Here is a 21824-nt window from a genome sequence, read left to right as displayed (position 1 = left end):
GACGAGGTCGAGGACGGCCTGGGGGCCGTGGTCGCGGAGGGTCGCGGCGAGCTCTTCGAGGTTCCAGAAGCAGTACGCGTCCGAGAGATCGATGACGAGACGGGGCGGCGCCTGCTGCGAACACCCGCAGGGGCACCGGAGCGGTGGTGACCTGGCGGCGGGCCCAAATGGTCCTGCTCTCAGCTGAGGGCATGCCCACGACGAGGATCGCCGAGATGACGTTCACCAACGACGACCGGGTGCGGAGTGCGGTCCATAACGGCTTCGACTCTCCTACCCGAAGTACAAGAGGCCGACCGAAGACCTTCACACTGCCGGAACGCCGTGAAATTGGCCTGTGCAGTGTGTCCCTGAGAGATCGTGCTGCCACCCGCTGCGTCTCGGCCACCTGTGTGATCTCTACGGGAGGACACCACCGGCTTCACCCCGCACGAGATCCGAGGCGCTGGCCGCAAGCAGCGGCACCCGCCCCCGCCCGCCCCCGACGAGCAGTGACTCCCCCAACAGTGACTGCCCGCCGAGGCCAACTCCCAGTGGTCTGCCACATGTTGCTCTCAACGGAGCGGCCAACCTCGTCCCCACCTTCAACGCCGTCCCCCTCGACATGCGGCTCGCCTTCCATGCCCAGTTGATGCAGATGAACGGCATCACCATGCAAGGCGCCATGGGCGTGTCGGCGCTCAGCACCCTCGCGCTGGCCGCCATGACGCGTGGCGTCTCACGACGCCTGGCCGGAGGGGCTGGGATCCTCGTCGTCGCGTCCTTGTTGATCACCCGCCTCGGCAACGTTCCCATCAACGGCCGTATCAAGCAGTGGGCGGCCACCTCCGCACCCACCGATCACGCCGAGATCCTAACTCGCTGGGAGCTGTTCAACTACGCACGCACCGCTCTACCCAAGGCCCTAACGACAGGCCCTAGTTGACCGACACCCGGACGAGGTTCGGGGCGTCTGCTTCAAACTGCACGAACTGCGTTACCGCTTGCGCTTCTGCTCGCCATCCTCCCGGCCGCCACGACCGCGCTCACCGCGCTGAACCAGAGAAAGATGCCTGCGACGTGCAGTCCGGCCAGGTAGATGGTTGCGGTCTTCTCGTAGCAGGTGGCGGTGCAGCGCCACCTCTTCGGGCGGTTCATGCATCGCTCGACGGTGTTGCGCTGCTTGTACGCCCCCCGGTCGAAGGTGGGCGGTCTGCCACCGGCCTGTCCGTGCCGCATCCGGCTGGCCCGGTTTCCCACTGAAACGAAACAAGCCACCATCGCGGCATGGACGAGGACGGTGCGCAGCGCCTTCTCCTCGACCGGTGGCTGGATCGTCAGCATGTCGTGCCACACGGCCAACTCACGAGGAGGTCGGTGCCGTAAACATATGCGCGCCGCGGGTGTCGCGCCGCTCCCTGAGCCGGTGCGCCTCCCGACAGAAACGGTAGTGGGCCTGGCCCACCACCGGCTGTCACGCCGTCGTGGTCGGAAGACGACGGTCGCGGGATGCCTGGCTTCTCCTCTTGATCCTCCGGCACCGGAGCCCGCGCCACCCGGTTCGTGTCGGAGCGGTGCCGGGAGCACCATGGAGGGATGAGCCGCTGAAGCGGATCTGCAGGGGCACCGCAGGGAAGGGGGCCCTGAGGATGAACAGCCGCGAATCCCGCGAGGGCCGAGGACCGGGGCCCGGTCTCCCGCAGGCCTGGTCGTCGTCGGCAGGAGGGCTGCTCGATCTGCTCGGCGTCTCGGCCATCGTGTTGGACGACACCGGACGGATCGTGTTCTGGAGCCCGCAGGCGGGTGACGTCTTTGGCTACTCCTCCGAGGAAGCGCTGGGCCGGTACGCTGCTCGGCTCCTGCTGCGTGAAGAGGACCGTGACCTCGCGACGAGGTTGTTCACCGAGGTGATGAGATCGGGGGAAAGCTGGGCAGGTGCGTTTCCCGTCCGGCGGAAGGACGGCAGCACCCAACTCGTGGAGTTCCGCAACGTGCGGCTGCAGGACGACCTGGGTGATGTGTACGCCCTGGGTATCGCCGCCGACCAGCGCGTACTGGAACAGGTGGAGAACAAGCTGGCGCTGTCGGAACAGCTGGTGTCCCAGGCACCCGTCGGCATCGCCCTGCTGGATACCGACCTCCGCTATCTCCTGGTGAATCCGGCGCTGGAACGCATCAACGGCGTCCCGGCCGCCGACCATCTCGGGCGGCACCCCCACGAAATCCACAGCTCCCCCGCGGTCGGCACCGTCGAGGAGGTGATGCGTGAGGTCCTGGCCACTGGTAAGCCTGTGATCGACCAGTATCTCGTAGGCCGCACCCCCGCGGACCCCGACAACGACCATGCCTGGTCGGTGTCGTACTACCGGCTCCACGGGCCCGCCGGGCGGGTGGTCGGTGTAGCGAACTCCGTCGTCGACGTCACCGAGCGCCACCGGGCGGTGGCGGAGGGGGATCGGGCTCGGCGCAGGCTGGCACTGATCGCTGACGCCTCCGCACGCGTCGGGACCACGCTGGAGGTGGAGCGGACCGCGCAGGAACTGGCGCAGGTCGCCGTCCCCGAACTGGCGGACGTCGTGGCGGTCGATGTCCTCGACAGTGCCCTGGCCTGCCGCCGGACCGACGACCGCCACGAGGGCCCCGAGCTGTTCCGCGCGCTTGCGGTCGCCGCCGCCTACCCCAACGAGGCCACCGCCGCCGCGGACGCGGTCGGAAACGTCGCCGCGTACGGCCCGGACCGCCTGATCACCCAGTGCGTGCACACCGCTCGGCCCGTCCTCGTACCCCGCACCGGCCCGGATGACCTGCTGCGCATCGCACGTGACCCGGACGCCGCCGCCGCGTTGGCCCGTGCCGGCGTCCACTCGTATCTCGCTGTGCCGCTGATCGCCCGCGACCAGGTTCTCGGCGCTTTCGACCTCATCCGGGCCCGTAACGACGCCCCCTTCGACGAGGACGATCTCCTGCTGGTCCGGGAACTGGCGGCCCGGGCCGCCATCGCCATCGACAACGCCCGCTGGTTCCAGAGCGTGCGCGACTCCGCCGAAAGCCTCCAGCGCAGCGTGCTGCCCACGCACGCTCCCCGTCTCACCGGCCTGGAGGTCGCCTCGCTCTACCAGCCGGCGCAGGCGTCGAGCGAGATCGGCGGGGACTGGTACGACGTCATCCCCCTGTCCGGTGACAACTCCGCCCTGGTGGTCGGCGACGTGATGGGCAACGGGATCGACGCCGCGGCGACGATGGGACGACTGCTCACAGCCACCCGCGCCTACGCCGACCTCGATCTGGAGCCCGAGGAGGTGCTCCGCCATCTCGACAAGCTCACCGCCGGACTCGGGCATTCCATCGCCACCTGTCTCTACGCCGTCTACGACCCGCACCAGCACCGCTGCCGCGTCGCCAACGCCGGGCACCTGCCGCCCGTACTGGCACGCCCGGGTCGAAGCCCCGAACTCCTGGACCTCCAGGCCGGCGCACCGCTTGGTGTCGGCGGAGTCCGGTTCGACACCACCACCTTCGACCTGAAGCCTGGGGACAGGCTCCTCCTCTACACCGACGGTCTCGTCGAGACGCGTGACCAGGCCATCGACGAGCGTCTCGGCGCCCTGCTCCAGGCGCTCGACGAACCACGCCGGCCTCTCGAAGCGACCTGCCGGCGCCTCCTGGACAAGTTGCGGCACCCGGGCGACGACGACGATGTCGCGCTCCTGATCGCACAGGCTCACCCCGTGGATTCCAGGGCCGGCGGCGCCCGTTAGCAGCAAGAGGGCGCCTCAGGTCGGCCGACACCCGTCAGGAGACGCTACGAGCTCGCCTCCGGCCGGGGGTGCGCCTGTCAGGGCCGAAGGTGCTCGAGGGTGAACTCAGGCAAAGAGAAACCGCCAGAGTCGACGGCGGCGGCACCGACGCTTGGAGCTACCTCGTCATCGCGTGGCCGCGAGTTCTCTGGACCCCGGCAGCGGCTACTTCAACTACCGCTCCAGGGTCCGTGCCGGAAGCAGCCGTCACGGACTTTCTGGGATTTTTCCGGCTGTCCTCGTTCAGGCGTAGGCCCTTCAAGCTCCGGTGACTAGGAAGCGACGGCTTCCTCAACCGTTGCCCGAACTCGCAGGAGAGCATCGACTCCACTGATCTCGAAGAGGCGCTGCAGTTGCGGCCTCGGCCCGACAACGAACAGGGTGGCCGCCTGATGGGCAAGGATGAGCAAGTTCAGGAATGACGAATCTGCGAAGCTGACGCCGGAGGTATCCAGGACCACCTTCGAATGCTTGCTGACTGCGGCGTTCAGCGCGTCGGCCAAGGGGGCGACAGTGCCCATGTCGTACTCGCCGTGCGCCACGATGACCCAGGCGTCGCGAGACCGATACTGGCGCACCACTCCTTGCGCCGGTTCCGGTTCCGGGGCCTGTTCAGGCGGACGCACGCTGATCTCGTCAGCGTCACTCGCACTTCCCGCTGTGCCAGCCTCGCTCCACGACACTTTCGTGATCCTCCCGCGACTCTCACCTGTCAGCAAATACGCGAAAAGTATGTCATGCATCCGGAGGCTCAGCGAGCATCTGCCTCTATAGACTGCCTTGCATGCCCGGAGTCTCCACATCTCATACCGGTTGGACGTTCATCACCAACCACGCACGCGTGCTGGCCGCCATCGCCGACGACCCGAACGTCCGGATCCGCGACATCGCCGCTCACTGCCAGCTCACCGAACGCGCCGTCCAGCGGATCATCTCCGACCTCGAGCAGGACGGATACCTCTCCCACACCCGCGCAGGGCGCACGAACACCTACCGCATCAGACCGGACAAGCTGCTACGCCATCCCGCGGAAGCCGGCCTCTCCGTGGCAGCCCTGCTCTCGCTTCTCGTACAGGACGAATCCGACCGCAGCAGAAAACCCACCCCGCAGTAATCGCGCCCGAACCCGTCGTCGAGGCGGTCATCGCCGACGAGGTCACCCGCAGCTACCGAGGACTCGCGGGCACGGCCCTCCCCCACGCCAAGTCCAGCCGGATCAACGCATGCTGCACGGGCACTTGAAACTGGTCATGGCGTAGAGCCCTGGCCTCCTCGAACCCACCTGACCCAACGCAGCGCCACCCACCGCAGCTCCGGACGGAGCCCGCCACAACATGCCGCCCAGCGCGCGCCGCAGGTCAGCGGGTCAGGTCGGTTCAGGGCGACGGACAGCGCGTCCTCGAACAACAGGTTCGGATCCGGGCCACCGGGCCGGACGGGTAGCTTCGGGCGCCCCTCGGCGCCCCGCCTCGGACCGGTGGCCGGGGAAACGACGCAGGGGGTGAGCGGCCAGCCGGTTCACCGCGGTCCTCAGCGCCTCCCGTCGGACGTTGACCAGGTGGGGGCCTGGTTGCGTTCGGCGGGTCCGATGGCTTCTTGTCAGGCGGAAGTCTCGGCGGTGGCGGTCAGGATCGCGCGGCCGAGGATGTGGCTGGCCATGGTGAAGCCGAGGGCGGCGGGGGTGGCGTCGGCGGGGACGCCGATGGTTTCGACATCGAGGGCGTGCACCACGATGAAGTAGCGGTGCGTGCCGTGTCCGGCCGGCGGGGCGGCGCCGATGAAGCGGGCCGCGCGGGCGTCGTTGGGCAGTTGGAAGGCGGTCTCGGGCAGGCCCGAGCCGGTGTCGTCGCCGGCACCTTCGGGCAGTTCGGTGACGGTGGCGGGGATGTCGGCGACCGCCCAGTGCCAGAACCCGGAGCCGGTGGGGGCGTCTGGGTCGTAGACGGTGATGGCGTAGCTCCTGGTGCCTTCCGGGGCGCCGCTCCAGGACAGTTGCGGGGAGACGTCCTTCCCCCCGGGAACACCGGAGAGGCCGGAGTACTGCTCGATCGACCAGGCGGCGCCGTCGGTGACGGTGGTGCTGACAACGGTGAACGAGGCCGCCTCGGGGAGGCGGGCGAAGGGGTCGTTGGCGCTCATGGCGTCGTTCCTTTCATGCCGTGCTGTGGGTGGCGGCGATACGGCCGACGGTCCCGCCGTAGGGCCAGGAGGCACTGCCGTCGTTTCGCTCACCGATGAGATCGACCATAACACTGATAATCGATTATCTTCTCGATCGTCTATTGTGTAAGCATGACGCAGACGACCCACACCTCGCCCCGGACGGGGAAGCAGATGCTCTCCGAACAGGTCTACACACACCTGCGGGACGCGATCATGCGCGGGGACCACGCCCCCGGTGACGCCCTCAAGCCCCAAGACCTCGCCAAAGAACAGGGCGTGAGCCTGGCCGTCGTCCGCGAGGCGCTCGTGCGGGTGGTCGGCGAGGGCCTCGCCGACCGGCTGCCCAACCGCGGCTTCGCCGTCCCGGCCTTCTCCGACCGCCGCTGGCAGGAGGTCGCGGAGGCCCGCCGGACGATCGAACCGGTCATGCTGCGCATGTCCATCGACCGCGGCGACGTCGACTGGGAGGCCCGCGTACGAGCCGCCCACCATCGGCTGGCCCGCACCCCGGCGTACGCGCCGGAGGAGGGCGAGCACTACAGCAACGCATGGGCCGAAGCCCACCGCCTCTTCCACCGCACCCTGCTGGAGGGCTGCGGCAACCTCGTCCTGCTGGAGACCTTCGACCGGCTGTGGACCGCGAGCGAACTGGCCCGCCGCTGGTCGGCGCACCGCAACCCCGACCGGGACGGCGCCCTGGAACATCGCCGGCTGGAGGAGGCCGCGCTCGCCCGTGACGCCGACACCGCGGCTGAGGTCCTGACCCAGCACCTCACCCAGACCGCGGCCGGACTGACCGAGTGCTCCTGCCACGAACCCACGGACGAAGCCTGACGCGCCTCGCCCACCTACCCGCACGACCACACATGATCACGGACACCGGAGCCACAGTATGACTACTTTCGAGGCGAGCACAGGCCGCCACTGCCACAACGCCGTAAGCCCCCTGCACACATCCGTGTACTTCGCGCCGGAGCCGGCGGACGAACTCGCCGCGCTCGGGCTGGAGCGCGGAGCCATGGTCTACCTCGCCAGCCGCGCGGCACCGCTCGGGGCCGTCGATGCGGGCACCGTCACAGCGACGTTCTACAACTTCAACCACGAGCATGTGCAGCGGTACATCCCCGCCGCGTGGACCGTCACCACGCCGGAGGAGGTGCTCACGGCACGGCTGCGCGGCGCGGACCTGACGCTGCAGCGGCTGCTCGGGAAGGAGACCCTCACGTCCACGGAAATGACCGAGGCGGCCGAACTGGCGCTGCACGCCACCGAAGCCTGCCGCCGAGAGGCACGGCCGCTCTACGCCGCCAACGCCGACCTCCCGGTACCCGAAGAACCGCACCTGGCCCTGTGGCACGCCGCGACGCTGCTGCGCGAGCACCGGGGCGACGGGCACCTCGCCGCCCTGGCGGTCGCCGGCCTGTCCGGCATCGAGGCGCTGGTCCTGCACAACGCCACCGGCAGGGCGCCGACATCGGCACTGTTCATGCGCACCCGCGGGTGGTCCGCGGAGCAGTGGGCCGCCACCCGGGACCAGTTGCGCGAGCGCGGCCTGCTGGACGAGGCAGGCAACCTCACGCAGACGGGCGCGTCCCTGCGCGGCGAGGCCGAGGTGCTCACCGACCGCCTCGACGCCGCCCCGTACGACTACCTCGGCCCGGCAGCCACCGCGCGCCTCACCGAACTGGCCGGCAGCTTCTCCGGAGCCCTCAGAGCAGCGGGCGCCTTCCCTGCGGTGCACTTCGGCAAGGGCTGAGGGCCGGAGCCGGGAGCTCGGCACCCTCGCAGCAGCTACGGCCAGGTGAGGTGCAGCGCTACGTGACGTTCGGTTCTGCAGTTGCTGCGACGGCCGGTAGTGGTGCCGCAGCAACTGCCGGATTTGGTGCGGCGGCGTCTCTGCCGTGATCTTCGCGACCTGCGGCGGGGCATTCCGGCCGCCGGGGTGAGGTGTACGCATTCACTGCGGCCGTGCCGGAGGGCGGGGCGGGCATGGCGATCGATGTTGCGTGTGCCGCGCGCCCGGGTGTGCCTCTGTTCGCCCCTCTGGCCACGCACATCGTGGCGGTCGAGCGGGACGTCACCGGCGCGGGCATCGCGAGGGCCTCCGCCAGGGTCCACCGGATCTCGCTGACGACGTGGGGATGGATGTTCGCCGGCGAGGCGGCTCCGACCGGTCCGGCCCGCCGGGGCGCGAAGCCGCCCGCATTCCCCGTCGCCGTGATCGACGACCCGGTACTCCCGGAGGTCCTGGCCGAGCTGGCGCCGGCCCGGGCGGACGAGATGGACGCCGACACCGCAACCGCGAGCTGTCCAACACCCGCAACGCGATCGGCGGGTGGCAGCGCGTCCGCCGCGCGGGCCGACGAGGTGCTGTGCCTGAACGTGGAAGACCCGTACCCACAGGACGAGCGCGGCAAGATCACCGCCACGCCGACGCCGCGCTGGAAGCCGCGATCCCGGGGTGCCGAGACCGAGACGCGGAACTGTTCACTCCCACCGACTGACATGACCGCAGCTCTTGGCAGCCCGGTGTCCGGTGCGCTCCAAGGACATAACCGCAGTACAACGGGGTACCTGCGGGGACCACTGTCGGTCCGAGTATGGAGGTCGCGATCATGACAATCACCGAGAATTCTGCCGAGCGAACCGAGCCGAACCGTTGCCCTTCCTGCGGTGACAAGCGCCCTCCGGGCGGGGCCGGACCGTCCGAAGCGGCCATGTTGCATGCTTCCGTCCCTATGCGCGTACACCCGGCCCCCGAGCACTCGCACGACCACGATTCTCAGGCGCACGACCGGCCGGAGTCCGCGCGTGAGCGTGTCAACCGAAGGTGGAACGAGGTGCTTCAGGAGACCAGAGTTGCCCAGACGGGTGTACAAATCCTGTTCGGCTTCCTGTTGAGCGTGGCCTTCACCCCTCTCTTTCGCGACCTGGCCGTCTTCGACCGGATCGTCTACGTGGTGACCGTGGTCCTGGGGGCTTCGGCAACAGCTTCCCTCATCGCTCCGGTGTCCATACATCGTTTCCTCTCCGGGCAGCGGATGAAGGATGAGGTGGTGGAGACGGCCGGACGGCTGATGGTCTGCGGGATGGTCCTTCTCGCCCTGACCATCGGGGGCACGCTGCTTCTGATCCTGCGGGTGGTAGTGCCAGGCATCTTCGCCGAAATCCTCGTGGGCGCCGTCATGCTGTGGTTCGCCCTGTGCTGGTACGTACTCCCCTTGACGCTCCGCCGCCGCTCCGCACGACGCAGCCGTCGTCCCTGACCACCGTCGGAGCGCGATCGAGGTGAGCCGAGTCCGGCGTTGCCCGAGCAGGCGGCTGGAACGCGCCGCATATCACTGTTCGGAGCCGAGATTGTTTCGCTGAATGGCATCGCTGCAGGTCAGTGGCTTAAGTCGTCGTGGCGCCCGATCCGTTGACCTGCACGGCTGCAGCGACGGCCCTTATCGTGCACAAGGTCGTACGACCTGGCTCCTGCTCAACTACAGGGCAAGGATCGCCCAGAGCCTGCGCCCGTCGTCGGCGGTGTCAGCACCGCACGCCACCGCGCCGCAAGCGCTGAGCTCCGAAAGGACGGCATCGTCCGCGACAGCAAGACCGGGCCGGTGGGACAAGGACACGATGAGCGCCTGACGGTCCTGGTCGGCGAGGTGGACGGAGACCCGGCGGCCGCCGTCAGCGACGGCGGTGCGCACCAGCAGCTCGGTAAGAGCGGCGGCGGTCTGGTCGGCTTCCCGGTAGCCCCATTCGTGCAGACGGTCCAGTACGTGCCCGGTCGCCTTCTTCGCGGACCACGGGGCCGCCTCCAGGCACCAGTTGGCGCTGCGCCGGTTCCGGACCTGCATCCGGGCCCTGGCCGTGCCTTGCAGGCTGGTCTCCGGGCGTGGTGGGGAGAGCGGGCGCTTCGGCGGAGGCGGGGTTCTGGGCGGGTAATCCGGGGTGTGCTCGGCCATGTCCACCTGAACTCCCAGCGTCGGCTCGGAGCTTCATGGTACGGCCGGACACTCCGCCCGGTCAGCGCATCCGCCACGCGACCAGCACGCCCCGGCGGCCGGGGCTGTCGTGGCCAAGCCGGGCGAGGCTGCCGCACGTGTGCCTGCGCTTCTCCTTACGGTTCACCTTCGCGGCGGTTTGCAACAGTTGTGTCCCTGTTGGGAAGGGACCTGCGGGTGCCCCTGGCGGGTGTGCTTGGGTCCTGTGCATGGACGTGCGATTGAGCCAGGACGACTACGAACGGGCATTGCCGCGGAAGCGGGTCGCCGCAGGTGTTCTGTTCTTTGATCCGGAGGGCCGGGTGCTGCTGGTGGACCCGGTCTACAAGCCCTTGTGGGAGATCCCCGGCGGTGCGGTGGAGAGGGACGAATCTCCCCGCGCCGGTGCGGTCCGGGAAGTCAAGGAGGAACTCGGGTTGGACTGGCAGCCGGGGCGGCTCCTGGGTGTGGACTGGCGCGGTGCGCGGCCCGGACGCAGTGAGGGCCTGGCGTATGTGTTCGACGGCGGGGTGCTCGGCGGGGACCGGCTGGCGGGGGTCCGCTTGCAGCCGGAGGAGCTCGGAGGAATGGAGTTCGTTGCTGTCGACAGGCTCCGGGAGCGATTGGTGGAGCGGCTCGCGGTGCGGGTGGAGGCGTGCGTGCGGGCCCGTCAGCAAGGGCTGACGGTCTACCTGGAGTACGGGGTGCCGGTGTAGGAAGAGTAGTGCGCGCTGGTGGTCCTGTCCGGCACCCACGGCCCGCGTCCGCGGCTGGGAAGCAAGTCTGGCCTGGTGTCGCTGATGCCACAACGGCCCTACCTCGGCGACCAGTTCAGCGATCATAGCGGCCGAGAGCCCCGTGATCTTCCGGTCGCTCATGATCGCTGGAAGTCGCCCAGAGCGAAAAGAAGGAGCAATCGACGAGAGCTGTGGATCGGTGGGCAGAGGTGAGATCGAGGTGCCCTCGTGCTGTCGATTCCATCTATGGTTCGGTGAGTGCCGAACCGTCCGGCCGGTAGCGTGCCGAGCCCTGTGCGGGAGATGCCCGCGCTGGTATACGCCGGAGGCGACCCGATGCCGGAAGCAGACCTGAAGCAGCAGCTCGCCGAGCGGTTCCGCGAGGTCAACGGCGACCATCCGATGACCGATGCCGATGACGCATATGTCAGCGCGCAGTTCGTTGCCCTGGAGGAACTGTGCGCAGTCCATGGCCGCGATGTCGACGCGGTCCGTCAGCTGATGCTGGGGCAACGTCTGCCGCTTCCGGGATATCTCCGCTCCGACGGTGCTGAGATGGTGCCGGCCGATCTGTTCGCTCTCGCCGACGAAGCCGGCGGCGTAGAGCTGCTCGAAGCGTGGTTCACCGCTCACTGGGCCGACCCGGTCACCGGGAAGGCGGAGTGGAATGCATATCTCAGCGGACAGTACGTGTGCCTGCATTCGGTGACCCCGGCCGCCATACAGCGCAAGGATTACCTGACCACTGCGATCAGTGCCTCAGAGAACGAGCCGGATGCCGGTTCAGCGCAGTGGTCTGAGCGGCTGCACGCACTGGTCGACGAACTCGACACGCTGGAACCAGCTTTCACGGACTATGACCGTCTTCGGTTCGGCGGGCCCACGTCTCGGGAGACCTGCATCGACGCCAGGCGCGCCCGCTTCCCGCGCCCGTAACACGGATCCATGGGCGGCGTTCCGCGGATCGGCCGCGATCGTGCATGCTACGCGGGCTTCGGGACGTTCGACTCGGCGGCCGCGTTCGCAGCGGGCTCCGGCGCGGACGAGAGCGACGAGGTGGGGTGCGTTCAAGGCCCGCCACCGCTGGTGGGCGGACTCGTCGAGCTTGAGACCCATGGCGAGGGCGGCACTGCGGGAGCCGGCCTCTCGGGTGATCTCGGTCCGCAGCCGGACGGTGGCGAACGTGGACCCAATCGGATTCGTGGTGCGCGTCGGCGTCGCCCCCGCCATCGCCAACGCCGTCTTCAACGCCACCGGCCGACGCATACGGGAACTCCCCATCACCGCCGACACCCTCCTCTGACCCACCATCCGCAACCGCGCCCACCCGGGGCGTACCCAGAGCTGCGACCCCGACCTCTACGCCGTCACCGCAGGACTCACCCTGCCTCGGAGCTCGGGCGCGGTTGAAGGCCATGTCAAGCGAATCAAGATACGCAAGCGCCACATGTTCGGCCGCGCCGGATTGCAACTGCTCCGCAAGCGGGTTCTCCTCGCTCCATGATCCGGTCAGTACCAGGCTCGGCACGGACATACGATCGGGGCGTGACGATCACGTACGAATGGCGGGGTGACTTCGACAATGCCTCCCTCAACGCTCTACACGCCGACGGCTTCGGTCACCCAGTCGCTCAGACGGACTGGCGAGAACGACTTGAGCGCCACAGCCTCGGGTGGGTCTGTGCACGGGAGAACGGTTCTCTGGTCGGCTTCGTCAACGTGGTCTGGGACGGCGGAGCTCATGCCTTCATCCTGGACACGGTGGTCGCGCAGCATCGCCGGTCGAGCGGAGTCGGAGCCGCGCTCGTCGGAACTGCGGCCGAGGAAGCGCGTGCCGCGAAGTGCGAGTGGCTTCACGTCGACTTCGAGGAGCACCTGCGTCCCTTCTATTTCAATACCTGTGGCTTCAAGGAAACGGCAGCCGGACTGATCGCCCTATAGTGCGGTGGGCCAATTCCCGTGCCTGCTGTACGGCATGTCAGTCGTCACGCACAGTTGTGCCACTTCAGAAGTTGAGCCAGAGCCCATTCTCATAAACACCGCCTCATGGCCGACCCGGGTGCTACCGAGACAGTTGACAACTGACGTCGACACTCGTGACCAAAGCCAGCCGCGTGCGTACGAGGAAGCGTCCGGCACCACCCGGCCGGGGTGACCGGCGTCGCGGTCACCCCGGAGCTCACGTGGAGGCAGTGGCGGCGAGGTGTCCACCGACGGTGAAGCCGCGGGTGACTGCCGAGCCCAGGGTGGCGCCGCCGCCTGGATAGGCGTCGTGGAAGACGGTCGCCGAGCAGTTTCCAGCCGCGTACAGCCCGCCGATCGGCTCCCCGTGAACGTTCAGGACACGCCCGTCGAGGTCGGTGCGCAGGCCGCCCGCGGTGCCGAGCACCCCGGCGTGCACGGGCACGGCGTAGAAGGGGGCCTTTTCCACTGGCGCCAGGCACGGGTTGGGGGTGTTGACCGGGTCTCCGAGGTGCCGGTCCTGCTCGCTGGCACCGCGCCCGAACTCGGTGTCGTCGCCGGTACGGGCGTCAGCGTTGAAACTCTGGAGGGTGCGATGCAGGCCGGCCGGCTCGATGCCGCAGGCGCGAGCGAGGCCTGCGACGGTTTCTGCGGAGACCATCCATTCCTCGGGAACCCCCGGAGTGGAACCCGCGACCGCGTACTTGTCCAGGTAGACCCGGTCGAAGACCAGCCACGCCGGGGCGTTGGCGCGCCGGCCGCTTCTTGGGTCGGTGTTACCGAAGGCCCGGTTGAGGTCGTGGTAGTTGGTGGCCTCGTTGACGAATCGAAGGCCTTGAGCGTTGACCATGACCGAGCCGGGCAGGGTCAGCTCCACGTTGCCCATCCGACCCGATGGCAGACCGTCGTACCGCTGAGTCGGGGCGGTGATCACGGGCACGCCCCACACGGCCGTCATCTCGGCGACTGCCGCGCCGGCGGCCAGCCCGAGCAGCAGGCCGTCGCCCTCGTTGGTGGGTGCGCTGATCGGGGTGACCGGGAAGGGCAGGTAGGCGGCGCGCAGCTGCGGGTTCCATTCGAAGCCTCCGGAGGCGAGGACGACCCGGGCGGCCGTTACACGGGCTTCGCCTTTGCGCAGCGTCACGGTCCATCGGCCGTCGCTGCCACGGTCCAGTCCGGTGACCCGCGCCGACGCCGCGAGCGTCACGCCGTGCCGAAGGACCGTGACCACCAGCCGCCCCACGAGGGCGCCGCCCATGGTGCGTACGCCGGAGCGACGGCGTTCGGCGAGCAGGTCCTGGTCGACGGGGGCGCCCTTGAGGGCGTCCCGTTCGTTCATGCTGATCAGCGGAAGGTAGGTGGGGCGGCGCAGTGCCTCGGCGAGCCCCGGGTGCGGCCCTGGGTCGAACGGTTCGTTGTCCAGGCCGCGTCCGGTGGCCGCGCCGTCCCATTCCGGGTGGTAGTCGGGGCGGGCGAGGGGGGTGAGGCGGACATCTGTGCGCTCGTCGAGGTAGCGGACGGCGGCGGCCGACGTGGTGACGTACCACTCGATCTCACTGTCGGTCATCCGGCCCTCGGTGGCGGCCCGCAGATAGCGCGCCGCCGCCTCCCGGCTGTCCGGTTGCCCGGCTTTCTCCATGAGGTGGTTGCAGGGCGCCCACATGACGCCGCCGCCGACCGCCGAGGTGCCGCCCAGCCGTTCACCCTTCTCCAGGACGAGCACGGACAGGCCGGCCTCGGCGGCGCGGGCAGCCGTGACCAGTCCGGCCGCCCCGCTGCCGACGACGACGACGTCGTAGTGGCCCCGCAGGTCCGCCGGCGGAGTGGTGATCATGCGGCGGCTCCCGGCATGTCGACGGCGACCTTGCCCACTGTCCCGGTGGCCGAGCGCATCGTCTCGAACGCCTCGGCTACCTGGTCGAAGGGGAATCGGTGGGTGATCAGCGCCTCCGCCTGCCGCGGGTGCCGGGCGAGCAGCTCGGCGGCCTCGCCGATCAGTTCCTGGCTGTTGCGGCTGCCGATCAGGTCGATGTCCTTCACCGGCAGGGTGCGCATGGAGAAGGAGACCTCCCGGTCGGAGATGCCGACGGCGACGACCCTGCCCGCCGTGGCCACCGTCCGAAGGGCGTTGTTGAGGGAGGCCGGGGCGCCGGTGGCTTCGAAGACCAGTGACGGTCCGTGTCCGCCGGTCCACGTGGTCAGCAGCTCGGTGTGGTGCGGGACCGGAAACGGCACGGCGGGGTCGATCAGGACCGTGTCCACGGCACCGAACTCCCGGGCAAGCGCGCAGCGTGCCGACAACGTGTCGGCGGCGACGACCTCGACGCCCAGCGAGGTGAGGTACAGCGTGCACAGCAGGCCGATCGGGCCGCTGCCCAGCACCAGCGCCTTCTCCCCCGCGACCGGACGGCCCCGGTTGACGGCCTGCATCGCGATGCTGGCCGGCTCGCACAGCGAGGCGAGGTGGGCGGGCAGCGCTTCAGGGAGGGGGAAGAGCTTGGTGACCGGGAGGGCCATCAGTTCCGTCAGGGCGCCCTCCACGTCGTAGCAGCCGTACACGGACATCCGGTCGCACGCGTTGGCGCGGCCGATGGAACAGGCGTGGCAGCTGCCGCAGGCGAGGATCGGGGAGACGGCGACCCGGTCGCCGACCGCCAGTCCCGGGTGCGGATCGGGCAGCTCCTCGATCACGCCGCAGAACTCGTGGCCCTGCACCATGGGTAGTTCGGTGGCGTAGTCGTCCTCCCAGATGTGCAGGTCGGTGCCGCACAGGGTGACCGTCTCGATGCGTAGGAGCGCCTGGCCGGGTCCGGGGACGGGGACCGGGCGCTCCTCGTAACGGATCGTCTCCTTGGAGACGGTGCAGGCGGCACGCATGGTGCGGCGCGATCCGGGCGCGACGGGTACGGAGGAGGCGGTTCGGGTGGTGGTCTCGGTGGTCACTTCACACCGCCGAAGAAGATCTGCCACTCACGGACGGTGCGCTCGGCGATCAGGCCCTCACGGTGGAAGGGATCTTGATCCAGCAGGGCCATGACCTCGTCGGGCGATCCGGCCTCGAGGACCAGCAGGGCACCGGGCGAGCCGTCCGGGCCGAGCGGGCCCGAGACCCGCAGGCGGCCGGCGTCGAACTGGCTCTCCAGGAAGCCCTTGTGCTCGGGGCGGTATTCGTCCCGAGCCGGGGCCGAGTCCTCAGCGTAGGTGTAGGTGACAGCGAAGGTGGTCATGTGCTGGTTCCCGTCTCTCATCGTCGTGTGCCGCGCGCGGCGTGGCGGGCGGCCAGGTATCCGAAGGTGAGGCCCGCCCCGACCTGGCAGCCGGCTCCGGGGTACTCGGAGGCCATGATCGAGTCGGCGTCGTTGCCGCAGGCGTAGAGCCCGGGGACCGGCTCGCCCCGGTCGTCGAGGACCCGGGCGTCGCAGTCGGTCCGCAGCCCGAGGGCGGTGGCGAGCGGGGTGGGGACGACGGCGATCGCGTGGAAGGGGGCCTTCTCGATCGGGCCGAGGTTGACGTTGGGGGTGTGGTCGGGGTCGCCGTACTGGTGGCCGAAGGGGCTGCGTCCCTTGCCGAACTCCTCGTCCACGCCTGTGCGTGCGTAGCGGTTGGTGTCGGTGACGGTGCGTTCGAGGCCGTCGGGGTCGACGCCGATGGCGGCGGCGAGTTCCCGGACCGTGCGCCCGCTGTGCAGGTAGCCGGTGTCGGCGTACCGCTTGAGTCTGCTCGGGGGCAGGTGCGGGCGAATCATGCCCAGCCCGTACTTGGCCAGGCCGGCGGAGTCGATGACGAGCCAGGCGGGGACGGTCGGCACGGACTTGTGCGCGTCGTACATGGCGCGGGTGAAGCGGTGGTAGGAGACCGACTCGTCGACGAACCGGCGTCCGGCGGCGTTGACGGCCACGATGCCTGGCTTGGCCCGGTCCCAGATGTGCGGGAAGACCGCGGTGGACCCGTCCGGGCGGCGGCCGATGGAGCTGGGGAACCACAGGGCGTTGTCGTCCCGGGGTTCGCCCAGCGCGCCACCGACAGCTCGGGCGAGGGCCTGGGTGTCACCGGTGGCGCCCTCGCCGGCGCGGGTGAACTGCGGTGTGGGCTTCGGCAGATACCGGTCGCGCAGTTCCGGGCTGGCGGAGAACCCTCCGGCGGCGAGGACGACACCGCGGCGGGCGGTCACCCGGACCGTCTGCCCGCGGTGGGAGACGACCGCGCCCACGACCCGTCCGGTGCCGTCGGTGACCAGTTCGGTGGTGCGGGCGGTGAACCACACGTCGCCGCGGCGCCTCAGGAGCTTGTGGTAGAGGTTCGCGACGAGCGCGTTGCCCATGGCGAGCCGCGTACCACGCGGATACGTCAGGCGGTCCGCGGCCCAGCGGGCGCCGAGACGGGCGGCGACCGCCATGCCGCGCACCGATCCGTCGAAGATGCTCAGCAGTTGGTTCACCTCGGGGCGGCGGACCATGAGCGTCCCGTGGAAGAGCGCGAACTCCGGTACCGGGCGCCGGATCCTGCCGAAGCGGACCCTGCCGAGAGTGCGTCCGTCGAAGGTCTGGGGTTCCAGGGCGCGGCCGACCGCGGAACCTTCGATCTCGGGGTGGTAGTCGACGACGGTCGGGGAGTGCCAGAAGCCGACGCCGATCCGGTCCAGGTAGTCGATCGCGGCGGGGCCGTGGGTGAGGTAGGCCTCGCGCAACTCGCGGGGGGCGCGGTCGCCGACGAGGGAGTCCAGGTAGCTGCGCGCGGCGGCGGTGTCGGCGGCCGGGTCCCGCTGGTGGCGGTGGCCGGGGATCCAGCAGGTCCCGGCGGAGTAGGCGGTGGTGCCGCCGAGCCACTCGGTCTTCTCCAGTACGAGGACGGAGAGTCCCTCCTGGGCGCCGACCACCGCCGCGCCCATGCCGGCCGCGCCGGAGCCGAGGACGAGGAGGTCGATTTCGTGGTACCGGTCCCTTCCGGGGCCGGTCATGGAGTTGTCGGTCATTGAGCTGTCAGTCATGGAGCTGTCAGTCATGGATCGGTTCCGTCCTGGAGGCCGTGAGCGCCGACAGGTGTTCCCGCATGCGCGCGAGGTCGGGGGCGGCGCCCGTGAGCAGGGCAAGGGTCATGGCGGCCTGCGCGACGAGCATGGCGCCGCCGTCCAGGACCCGGCAGCCCTCCGCGTGCGCGGTGGTCAGCAGGGCGGTCTGCAGGGGGCGGTACACGACGTCGGCGACCCAGTGCCGGGGGGTGAGCGCGCGGGTGTCGAAGGGCAGTCCGGGGTGGCCGGTCATACCGATCGGGGTGGCGTTGACGATGCCGTCGGCGCGGGTGAGCGCGGTCGGGATGAGATCCGGGGGCAGATTCGTGATCTCGGCGTCCGGGAAAGCCGTCGTCAGCCTTGTGGCCAGAGCATGGGCGCGTTCCGTGTCAGCGTCGGCGATCTCGACCCGTGCGCCGGTGACGGCGAGCGCGTAGGCGACAGCGGAGCCCGCTCCCCCGGCGCCGACCACGACGACCCGCTCGGAGCGGATGTCGGGCAGGCCGTGCCGCAGACCCGCGAGGAAGCCGCTGTGGTCGGTGTTGTGACCGGCGAGCCGGCCGTCGGTGACAGTGACGGTGTTGACCGCGCCGAGGGTCCGCGCGTCGGGTGAGAGGTCGTCCAGCTGGCCGAGCACGGCCTGCTTCACGGGGTGGGTGACGTTGAAGCCCGTCACGCCCCGCCGTACGGCGTCCCGCAGCCGCCACCCCGGTGGCAGGCGGTCGAGATCGAGGAGGGAGTAGGTGTAGTCGAGGCCGAGTGCGACGGCTTCCCGTTCGTGCAGCGCGGGCGAGAGCGATCCGCCGATCGACGCGCCGACCAGGGCGATCCGGTGGCGGGCCGGGGCAAGTGTGTCAGGCATGGGTGTCCACCGTGGTCAGGAGATCGCGCGCGCCTTGCAGGGTGCGCTGCGCGAAGGCGAGAGGGGTGAGGCGGGACTGGAGTGCCGCGTGCGGGATCTCGACGCTCAGGGGGGTTCCGGCGGGGGCTGCGGCGACGAGTTGAGCCAGCGGCAGCTCGCCGTCCCCGATCAACTGCCGCTGGACGCGGGCCTCGGCCTGGAGCACCGAACCATCGGCCGACATGCCGAGCGGCAGGCGGGCGGGAAGGTCCAAGTGGTTGGGCGCGGTCAGCGGGCCGTCGCACAACTGCAGACAGTGGATGAGATCGGCGTCGAGAGCGCGGACGTCGTCGAGTGTGCTGCCACCGCGCTGGATGTGCAGGGCATCGAGGAGCACGGCCGCGCCGGCGGCCGTCGCGATCCTGGCGGCCTCCGTTACGGTGCGCACCGGCTGGTAGCTGATGGGTTCGAGGGTGGGTCGGATGCCGAGCGCCGCGGCGTCGGCGGTCAGGGCGGCAAGCGTGTCGGTCAGGCGCGTCCGGTCCGGGTCGACGCCGACGACGCTTACCGTGCGGGCGCCGAGGGCGGCGCCCGCTTCGAGGGCGGGCCGCCAGTGGCTGGGACCGGTGTCCGGACGCAGGGTCAGGAACTCGATGTCGCGGACGTGCAGGCCTGTGTCGCCCAAGCGCTGGAGCGTCTCGCGCGACATCGGCGAGCCGGGCTCCATGGGGTACTGGTGCTCGCCCTCGGTGGCGGCGTTGACCCGGATTCCGACGAAGTCGTAGCCGGCCTCGGCCGCGGTGCTCACGAGTTCCGGCGGGCTGAGCCTGAGCAGGGTCAGATGGGCGAGCCCGATGGGCGTCATGCGGCGGTCTCCTCGTTCAGGGTGGGGACAGGTTCGGGGCGGCCGGAGGCGGCCGACGCGTAGGCGGCGGTCAGGATCGCCAGCGACTTGCCGGCCTCGCGTCCGGTGACGGCGGGCGGGCGGCCCTGTCGGACGGCGTCGGTGAAGTCGGCGACGAGCAGGGCGTGGAACGGTGCGAGAGCACCGTTGATCCGGGACAGCGGGAGGTCCGAGGTGAGGCCCGTGCCGAAGGGGGGCTCGGCGGTCTCGGCACCCGGGACGGCCCACAGGTCTATCCGTGCCTCGCTGCCCTCCGGGTACTCGGCGAATCCCGCGCTCGCGCCGGTGCCTCCCGTGACGAGCACCCGGGTGCCCAGGCCGGGGGTGAGTGCCGTGGACGCCGCGAGCGTGGCGAGGCCACCGGAGGCGAACCGCACGGTGGCGACGGCGGTGTCCTCCACCTCGATCGCCTCGCCGTGCCGGAACGTGCTGTGTGCGGCGGACACTTCGACTGCCTCGCCCATGTACCACTGGAGGAGGTCGATGTTGTGGACGGCCTGGGTCATCAGGACTCCCCCGCCGTCGGCCGCCCACGTTCCACGCCAGGCGTCGGCGGTGTAGTACGAGGTGTCGCGGTGCAGGAGGACCGAGGTGTGCCCGAGGACGGGGATGCCGAGGGTGCCGTCGTCGACCGCTGCCCGGATCCGCCGGGCGGCGGGCCAGAACCGGCGCTGGAACGCCACTCCCAGGGTCACTCCGGCCGCCTCGCACGCGGCCACCATCCGGCCGGCGGCAGCGAGTTCGGTCGCGATGGGCTTCTCGCACAGTACGTGGATGCCGTGCTCGGCTGCCCGGATGACCACGGCCTCGTGGGTGGGGTGCGGTGTGCAGACGCTGACCAGGTCCAGGCCGAGGCCGAAGAGGTCGTCGGGGTGGCTCGCCACGGCGCCGTACGGCAGAGCGAACCGGGCCGCCCGGTCCGGGTCGACGTCCGCGCAGGCGACCAGGTCGACTCCGGGCAGGCCGCGGTAGGCGGCGGCGTGGTTGCCGGCGACGTTTCCGCAGCCGATGACGGCCGCGCGCAGCGCCGCCCCCATCACAGCGCCTTGGAGGCGTCGGCCCGCAGGCCGGTCGCGGTCGGGGCCGGCTCCGCCGACCTGTCCTCGCCGAGCTGGGCGGTGGGGGTGCGGAAGGTCTCCGGGCCGGTCAGCGCGGCGAGGGCCGAGGCGAGGGTGAACGCGGCGCACAGCCAGGCCACCGGCGTCCAGTTGGCCTGGTCCCCGGCGGTGAGGGCCGTGGCGAGCAGCGGGGTGAACCCCGCGGCGAGCAGGCCGACCATCAGCCCGATCGCCATGCCGCTGTAGCGGACGCGGGCCGGGAACTGCTCGGGGAAGTAGGCCGGGTAGACGCCGTTGGGAGCTGCGTAGCACAGGCCGATCAGCAGGACGGCGGAGGCGTAGATCCAGGGCACGTTCCGGGTGCCGATGGCGTGGAAGAAGACGAACACCATGACGGTTACCCCGACGAGGCCGGTGACGAAGACCGGTTTCCGTCCGATGCGGTCGGCGATGATGCCGTAGAGCGGCTGGGTGAGGACGGCCACTCCGTTGGCCACCGAGACGACGGCCAGCATGGTGGGCTTGGAAATGCCGGCGACTTCGGTGGCGTAGGCAAGTGCGAACACGTTGACGATGGTGTTGACCATGGCGAAGGACGCGCAGACCGCGATCCGCAGCACGGTCACCCAGTGGTCGCGGAACAGTTCGACGACGGGCGCCTTGGCGGTTTCGGCGGTCTCCTGAAGTTCGGCGAAGACCTCCGGTTCGTGCAGCGAGCGGCGCATCAGGTAGGCGACAGCCGTGACGGCGATGCTCAGCCAGAACGGGATGCGCCAGCCCCAGCTGAGGAGTTGGTCGTCGGGCAGGGAGGCGATCGGGATGAACACCAGGCTGGAGACGACGATCCCGAACATGATCCCGCTCATCGTGAAGCTGGTGAAGAACGCCCGGCGCCCGTCGGGCGCGTGCTCGACGGTCAGTGAGCTCGCGCCCGGGGACTCGCCGCCCGCGGAGAGCCCCTGGAGCAGCCGGAGCACCACCAGGAGAATCGGTGCGGTGACACCTGCCTGCCCGTACGAGGGCAGGCAGCCGATGAGAAACGTCGACCCTCCCATCAGCACCAGCGTGAACATGAGGGTGTTGCGTCGGCCGAGCCGGTCACCGAAGTGACCGAACAGCAGCGCGCCGAGCGGGCGGGCGACGTAGGCGACGCCCAGCGTGGCTATGGACATCAGCGCACCCGTGGAGCCCGAGTCAGGGAAGAAGACCTTGTCGAACACCAGCGCGGCGGCTGAGCCGTAGATGAAGAAGTCGTAGTACTCGAGAGTGCTTCCCAGGAAGCCCGAGAACGCGGCCTTCCTGGGGTCGTTGCGGGTCCCGGAGGATGTGCTGCCCGGGTGAGGGGCCGATGCCGCTGCGGACATGGGCGATCCTTTCGATCCGGCGTCGTCGACGGAGGTC

At 69.9% G+C, this 21824-nt stretch carries 22 protein-coding genes and 1 pseudogene; 10 read left to right on the top strand and 13 right to left on the bottom strand.

Going from position 1 to position 21824, the window contains the following annotated elements:
- Window positions 1-604 precede the first annotated feature (604 nt).
- Window positions 605-925, top strand: coding sequence for an anthrone oxygenase family protein (locus OG379_RS38260; protein ID WP_405667975.1), 321 nt, complete (start codon window positions 605-607; stop codon window positions 923-925).
- Between the two features lie 32 nt (window positions 926-957).
- Here OG379_RS38260 and OG379_RS38255 read toward each other — a convergent pair whose 3' ends face one another.
- Window positions 958-1323, bottom strand: coding sequence for a hypothetical protein (locus tag OG379_RS38255; RefSeq protein ID WP_405667973.1), 366 nt, complete (start codon window positions 1321-1323; stop codon window positions 958-960).
- A gap of 305 nt (window positions 1324-1628) precedes the next feature.
- Here OG379_RS38255 and OG379_RS38250 point away from each other — a divergent pair, with 305 nt between their 5' ends.
- Window positions 1629-3737, top strand: a complete 2109-nt coding sequence (locus OG379_RS38250) for a SpoIIE family protein phosphatase (protein WP_405667971.1) — start codon at window positions 1629-1631, stop codon at window positions 3735-3737.
- A 311-nt stretch (window positions 3738-4048) separates the two neighbouring features.
- Here the strand turns inward: OG379_RS38250 and OG379_RS38245 are convergent, their stop codons facing one another.
- Window positions 4049-4459 (bottom strand): STAS domain-containing protein, encoded by a 411-nt coding sequence (locus OG379_RS38245; RefSeq protein ID WP_405667969.1) that lies wholly within the window; start codon window positions 4457-4459, stop codon window positions 4049-4051.
- 101 nt (window positions 4460-4560) lie between these two features.
- On the opposite strand from OG379_RS38245, the gene OG379_RS38240 reads away from it, so the two are divergent.
- On the top strand, window positions 4561-4890 hold the full coding sequence (locus OG379_RS38240; protein ID WP_393763187.1) for a helix-turn-helix transcriptional regulator: 330 nt from the start codon (window positions 4561-4563) through the stop codon (window positions 4888-4890).
- Window positions 4891-5375: 485 nt separating this feature from the next.
- On the opposite strand, the gene OG379_RS38235 is transcribed toward OG379_RS38240, so the two are convergent.
- Window positions 5376-5915, bottom strand: a complete 540-nt coding sequence (locus tag OG379_RS38235; RefSeq protein ID WP_405667967.1) for a YbhB/YbcL family Raf kinase inhibitor-like protein — start codon at window positions 5913-5915, stop codon at window positions 5376-5378.
- Between the two features lie 153 nt (window positions 5916-6068).
- Between OG379_RS38235 and OG379_RS38230 the strand changes: the two genes are divergently transcribed.
- From OG379_RS38230 to OG379_RS38215, 4 genes are all read left to right on the top strand, one after another.
- Window positions 6069-6773 (top strand): GntR family transcriptional regulator, encoded by a 705-nt coding sequence (locus tag OG379_RS38230; RefSeq protein WP_405667965.1) that lies wholly within the window; start codon window positions 6069-6071, stop codon window positions 6771-6773.
- Between the two features lie 58 nt (window positions 6774-6831).
- A complete protein-coding gene (locus OG379_RS38225) occupies window positions 6832-7695 on the top strand; it encodes an SCO6745 family protein (RefSeq protein WP_405667963.1) in 864 nt (287 codons plus the stop codon).
- Between the two features lie 233 nt (window positions 7696-7928).
- The gene (locus tag OG379_RS38220; RefSeq protein WP_405667961.1) at window positions 7929-8558 is read left to right on the top strand and encodes a hypothetical protein; all 630 of its coding nucleotides are present in this window, start codon (window positions 7929-7931) and stop codon (window positions 8556-8558) included.
- Window positions 8559-8677: 119 nt separating this feature from the next.
- Window positions 8678-9205 carry a DUF6328 family protein gene (locus OG379_RS38215; protein ID WP_393763331.1) on the top strand — a complete coding sequence of 176 codons (528 nt, stop codon included), beginning with the start codon at window positions 8678-8680 and terminating at the stop codon, window positions 9203-9205.
- 219 nt (window positions 9206-9424) lie between these two features.
- Here the strand turns inward: OG379_RS38215 and OG379_RS38210 are convergent, their stop codons facing one another.
- The gene (locus OG379_RS38210; RefSeq protein WP_405667959.1) at window positions 9425-9895 is read right to left on the bottom strand and encodes a hypothetical protein; all 471 of its coding nucleotides are present in this window, start codon (window positions 9893-9895) and stop codon (window positions 9425-9427) included.
- Between the two features lie 248 nt (window positions 9896-10143).
- Between OG379_RS38210 and OG379_RS38205 the strand changes: the two genes are divergently transcribed.
- Both OG379_RS38205 and OG379_RS38200 read left to right on the top strand, forming a co-directional pair.
- On the top strand, window positions 10144-10629 hold the full coding sequence (locus OG379_RS38205) for an NUDIX domain-containing protein (protein ID WP_405667957.1): 486 nt from the start codon (window positions 10144-10146) through the stop codon (window positions 10627-10629).
- Between the two features lie 357 nt (window positions 10630-10986).
- Window positions 10987-11586, top strand: a complete 600-nt coding sequence (locus OG379_RS38200; RefSeq protein ID WP_405668809.1) for a DUF6058 family natural product biosynthesis protein — start codon at window positions 10987-10989, stop codon at window positions 11584-11586.
- 60 nt (window positions 11587-11646) lie between these two features.
- Here the strand turns inward: OG379_RS38200 and OG379_RS38195 are convergent.
- Window positions 11647-11859 (bottom strand): annotated as a pseudogene (locus OG379_RS38195) (IS256 family transposase); the annotation flags it as partial.
- 336 nt (window positions 11860-12195) lie between these two features.
- Between OG379_RS38195 and OG379_RS38190 the strand changes: the two are divergent.
- On the top strand, window positions 12196-12591 hold the full coding sequence (locus OG379_RS38190; RefSeq protein WP_405667955.1) for a GNAT family N-acetyltransferase: 396 nt from the start codon (window positions 12196-12198) through the stop codon (window positions 12589-12591).
- A gap of 238 nt (window positions 12592-12829) precedes the next feature.
- On the opposite strand, the gene OG379_RS38185 is transcribed toward OG379_RS38190, so the two are convergent.
- The 8 genes from OG379_RS38185 to OG379_RS38150 are packed head-to-tail and all read right to left on the bottom strand — an operon-like array spanning window position 12830 to window position 21787.
- On the bottom strand, window positions 12830-14446 hold the full coding sequence (locus OG379_RS38185) for an FAD-dependent oxidoreductase (protein WP_405667953.1): 1617 nt from the start codon (window positions 14444-14446) through the stop codon (window positions 12830-12832).
- Window positions 14443-15555, bottom strand: a complete 1113-nt coding sequence (locus tag OG379_RS38180) for a zinc-binding dehydrogenase (protein ID WP_405667951.1) — start codon at window positions 15553-15555, stop codon at window positions 14443-14445. The genes OG379_RS38185 and OG379_RS38180 overlap by 4 nt, the downstream gene beginning before the upstream one ends.
- Complete coding sequence (locus tag OG379_RS38175; RefSeq protein ID WP_405667949.1) at window positions 15552-15839, bottom strand: YciI family protein; 288 nt, start codon at window positions 15837-15839, stop codon at window positions 15552-15554. The genes OG379_RS38180 and OG379_RS38175 overlap by 4 nt, the downstream gene beginning before the upstream one ends.
- Window positions 15840-15856: 17 nt before the next feature.
- The gene (locus tag OG379_RS38170; protein ID WP_405667948.1) at window positions 15857-17599 is read right to left on the bottom strand and encodes an FAD-dependent oxidoreductase; all 1743 of its coding nucleotides are present in this window, start codon (window positions 17597-17599) and stop codon (window positions 15857-15859) included.
- Window positions 17600-17606: 7 nt separating this feature from the next.
- Window positions 17607-18482: a shikimate dehydrogenase gene (locus tag OG379_RS38165; protein WP_405667946.1), complete on the bottom strand. Its 876-nt coding sequence runs from the start codon at window positions 18480-18482 to the stop codon at window positions 17607-17609.
- Window positions 18475-19326, bottom strand: coding sequence for a TIM barrel protein (locus tag OG379_RS38160; protein ID WP_405667944.1), 852 nt, complete (start codon window positions 19324-19326; stop codon window positions 18475-18477). The genes OG379_RS38165 and OG379_RS38160 overlap by 8 nt, the downstream gene beginning before the upstream one ends.
- The gene (locus OG379_RS38155) at window positions 19323-20402 is read right to left on the bottom strand and encodes a Gfo/Idh/MocA family protein (protein ID WP_405667942.1); all 1080 of its coding nucleotides are present in this window, start codon (window positions 20400-20402) and stop codon (window positions 19323-19325) included. The genes OG379_RS38160 and OG379_RS38155 overlap by 4 nt, the downstream gene beginning before the upstream one ends.
- Window positions 20402-21787, bottom strand: coding sequence for an MFS transporter (locus tag OG379_RS38150; RefSeq protein WP_405667940.1), 1386 nt, complete (start codon window positions 21785-21787; stop codon window positions 20402-20404). The genes OG379_RS38155 and OG379_RS38150 overlap by 1 nt, the downstream gene beginning before the upstream one ends.
- Between the last annotated feature and the right edge of the window lie 37 nt (window positions 21788-21824).

The organism is Streptomyces sp. NBC_01166 (assembly GCF_045039765.1).
Classification (GTDB): domain Bacteria; phylum Actinomycetota; class Actinomycetes; order Streptomycetales; family Streptomycetaceae; genus Streptomyces.
This window is presented reverse-complemented; position numbering and strand designations above follow the sequence as displayed.